The following is a 3828-nucleotide window of genomic DNA, read 5'->3' on the forward strand; positions in this document are numbered from 1 at the left end:
GGCTCGGATGATGCGGGGGAGGGGCCCGAGGGAACGGCCCACCAGACGATGCCCGCCCCGACCAGGACGAGCGCCGTCGCCCCACCCACCAGCGCGAGCGAGCGGCTCCGGGAGGCCGGGGACGTGCCCGAGACCTTCTTGGGGACGAGCATCGTGGGCTCGTTCCGCGAGGAGGAGGCCACCACTTCCGAAGACGCCGACGTCGCGGCGGGAGCCTTGGGCTCGGCCGGAGCGCCCTCCGTCGCGAGCGCCTCTCGCTGTTGCGCTGGCGCGGAGTCACCGGCACCTGGAGCCGCCGGCATGTTTTCACGAAGAGACCCCAGGTAGGGGCAGGCGGCCTCGGCACCGGCAGCACCTGAAGCGTCCGGGGTCGCGCGTGCCGCGTGAGGGCGCGCGGGTGTGGTGTCAGTGGAGCCCGGAGCCTCCGGCGCGCTCTGTCGCGCGGGCGTCTCATGGGGCCGCGCTGGCGTGGTGTGGGCGGCGCCTGGAGCATCCTGGCGCGGGCGTGTCGCGGCCGGGCGCGCGGGCGTGGTGTCGGTGGCCCCCGGGGCTTCCGGTGCGCTCTGCCGCGCGGGCGTCTCGAGGGGGAGCGAGGCCGCGGTGTCCTGACGTGGCGACACCCCGGCCGAAGCCGACACGGCCGCGTCGAGCGCGGCGAGGAACTCCGTCGCGGACTGGAAGCGGTCCGCCGGGGCCTTGGCGAGCGCCTTCGCCACCGCGGCCTCGAGCGCGTCGGAGAAGCCCGCCTCGGGCGCGACGTCCCGCAGGGCCGGAGGCTTCACCTCGCGGTGCATGTGCAGCAACTCCGCGTTGCTCGCCGAGGCGAAGGGCTTCTTGCCCGTGAGCACCTCGAACAGCAGCACGCCGGTGGCGTACACGTCCGTCGGAGGGCCCACCGGCTCGCCGTGAATCTGCTCCGGAGCCATGTACGACGGCGTCCCGAGCATCAACCCCGAGGTGAGGCCCGTCGCCTCGTCCCGGAGCTTGGCGATGCCGAAGTCGAGGATGCGCACCTGCTCGCCGAGGCCCACCGCCTGTGTGACGATGATGTTCTCGGGCTTGATGTCCCGGTGGATGATGCCCTGCGCGTGCGCATGCGCGAGGCCCGCGAGCACCTGCCGCACCGTGCCCACGGCCCGGGCCAGCGGCAGCGCCCCGTCGCGCAGCAGGCCGCGCAGCGTCTCGCCGGTGACGAAGTCCATCACCATGTACGGCGAGTCCTCGTCCACGCCGAAGTCGATGACCGACACGCAGCAGGGGTGCGTGAGGCGGCTCATCGCGCGCGCCTCCACCTGGAAGCGCTTGCGGAAGTCCTCGTCCCGGGCCGCCCACGCGTGGAGGAACTTGATGGCGACGGGCTTGCCCACCTCCAGCCGCTCGCCCCGGTACACCACGCCCATGCCCCCCGCCGCGAGTCGCTCGATGATGCGGTAGCGCTCCTGCAACACCGAGCCGATGCGGGTATCGGACACGGCCGTGGACTCATTCATGGGCGCGCACGATACCAAGCCCCGCGAGCCGGTGAGGACCGGGCCCCTCCAGCCCTCCACGCCTGCTCGCCGCCACCGCCCCGGACGCGCCTTCGCACCCGAAGTGCGCCCCGGACGTGACGCGCGTGAAGCCTTGCTACTCCGCGCGCAGCCTCACGGGGCCGTGGCCCTCGGCGCGGGGCAGGACCATGCTGAAGCGGGCGCCCTGGCCGGGCTCGCCGCCCACGTCCAGCTTGCCGCCGTGCTCCTGGAGGATGCGCGCGGCGATGGCCAGTCCCAGGCCGGTGCCGCCCTCCTTGGTGGTGAAGTAGGGCTCGAAGATGCGGGCGCGGTGCTCCGGGGGGATGCCCGGGCCGCTGTCCTCCACCTCGATGATGGCGTCCGCGTCGATGCCCTTCACCCGCACGCGCAGGGCGCCGCCCTTGTCCGCCATGGCCTCCTCGGCGTTCTTCACCAGATTGACGAGCACCTGCGTGAGCTGGTCCCTGTCCACCTTCGCCACCACGCCCGTCTGGAGCGAGGGAAGAATCTGGATGCCCGGCGGCGGCGTGGCGTACAGCGACAGCACGCTCTGCACCAGCTCGCCCAGGTCCACCGGCGCGAGCTGCGGCTTGGGCATCCGCGCGAAGCGGCTGAACTCGTCGACGATGCGCCGCAGCCGGTCCACCTCCTCCAGCACCACGCCCGCGCTCTCCTTGAACATGTCGGGGAAGCGTGGGTGGCCGGCCTCCTGCGCGGCCTGCAGCGTCTCCAGCGACATGCGGATGGGCGTCAGCGGGTTCTTGATTTCGTGCGCCAGCCGCCGCGCCACCTCCTGCCACGCGGCGATGCGCTCGCTGGCCACCAGCCGCTCGGTGGTGGCCTTCAGCTCCCCCGTCATCCGGTTGAACGTGCGCACCAACTCGCCCACCTCGCCGCTGGCCTCCACCGCCACCTGCGCGTCCAGCGCGCCCTCCGCCACGCGCCGCGCGCCCTCGGTGAGCGCCTCCACCGGCCGTGTCATCCACCGCGATACCAGCACGCCCAGCAGCACCGCGAAGGTGCCGCCCAGGCCCGCCAGCAGGAGGAAGGCGCGCATGACGCCCTGCTCGGCTTCTCGCGCCGGAGCCCGGCTGAAGACGAGCCGCACCGTGGCGGCCTCTCCCAGCGGCAGCGTGCGCGCCACCGTGGGCGGCTCGGCCGCGCCGGCCCGGGCCAGCTCCGTGCCGCCGGAGCTGACGGACACCTGCGCCTGGGTGAGCCGCGACAGGTGCTGCGCCAGGCCCTCGTCGAGCAGCACGCCGCCCACCGCCCACAGCCGCAGGTCCCCGTAGTCCACGGGGCGCGCGGTGACGAGCGCGGGAAGCTGGCGCAGGCCGGACGGGGTGCGCACGTCCACGCGCACCGGCACGGGCCTGGGTGACTTCTCGCGGGTGACGGCGAAGAGGTCCGGGTCCGGGTCGCCGCGCCGCGCGGGCAGGTGGCCCGAGGACAGCACCGTGCCGCCCCGGTCGAAGAGGGCGAGCACCGACAGGCCGCGGCTCTTCATCAGCCCCTCGGCGGTGCCGGCCTGGATGGCGCGGGTGGGGCTCTCGCGGGCCTCGCGCGCCAGGTCCTCCAGGGCGGGGCTGTCCACCAGCTCCTCCACCGCGCGGCGGGCGGTGGCGCCGGAGCGCTCCAGCGACTCCTGCGCGGAGGTGGTGGCGGCCTCCATGCGCGCGTCCAGCTCGCGCGACAGCGTGTCGCGCAGGCGGGTGAGGGTGGGGGGCACCACCACCGCCAGCGGCACCAGTGCCAGCAGCGCGAAGGCGAGCGCCAGCCGCGTCCTCAGGCGCATGGCGGGCTCCTCACGGGCGGGCTCCCAGGGCCGCCCCCTCCGGGGGCACCAGGTGCAGCCCGTCCAGTTGCGGTAGGCCCTGCGCGTCGAACTTCAGGCCGCCCACCTCGGGCGCCACGCGCACGGCCAGGCCCTGCGCGTACAGGGGCACCAGCGGCACGGCCTGCGCCAGGGCCAGGGCCCGCTCGCGCGCGCGGGCGTCACGGGCGGCCATGTCCGCCAGCGCGCCGATGGCGGGCAGCTCCACGCCGAGCAGGTCCCTCCGCCCGCCGGCATCCAGCACCACCGCCAGCGCGGGGCCGGGAGCGGGCGGCAGCAGCAGCGCGTGCAGCATCAGCTCGAAGTCTCCCTTCGCCCAGCGCGCGCGCAGCGCCGCGCGCGGCAGCGGCTCCAGCGCCACGGTGTAGCCGCGGTCGTGCAGCTTCACCTGGATGCGCTCGGCCACCGCGCGCTGGTCCTCCACGGAGCTGTCGTAGAGGAGCGTCACCGTGCGCGCGGGCCCGGCGGCGGGCGGGGCCGGGC

At 74.8% G+C, this 3828-nt stretch carries 2 protein-coding genes and 1 pseudogene; all 3 read right to left on the bottom strand.

Annotated elements, in window-relative coordinates:
* On the bottom strand, positions 1-1490 hold a 1490-nt coding region (locus HG543_RS52195), incomplete at its 3' end, for a serine/threonine-protein kinase (RefSeq protein WP_169352451.1).
* Positions 1491-1626: 136 nt separating this feature from the next.
* Entirely contained in the window at positions 1627-3306 is a 1680-nt protein-coding gene (locus tag HG543_RS52200) for an ATP-binding protein (RefSeq protein ID WP_169352452.1), read from the bottom strand.
* A gap of 10 nt (positions 3307-3316) precedes the next feature.
* Positions 3317-3828: pseudogene (locus tag HG543_RS52205) on the bottom strand (peptide ABC transporter substrate-binding protein); the annotation flags it as partial.

This window comes from Pyxidicoccus fallax, assembly GCF_012933655.1.
In the GTDB taxonomy this organism is placed as follows: Bacteria; Myxococcota; Myxococcia; order Myxococcales; family Myxococcaceae; genus Myxococcus; species Myxococcus fallax.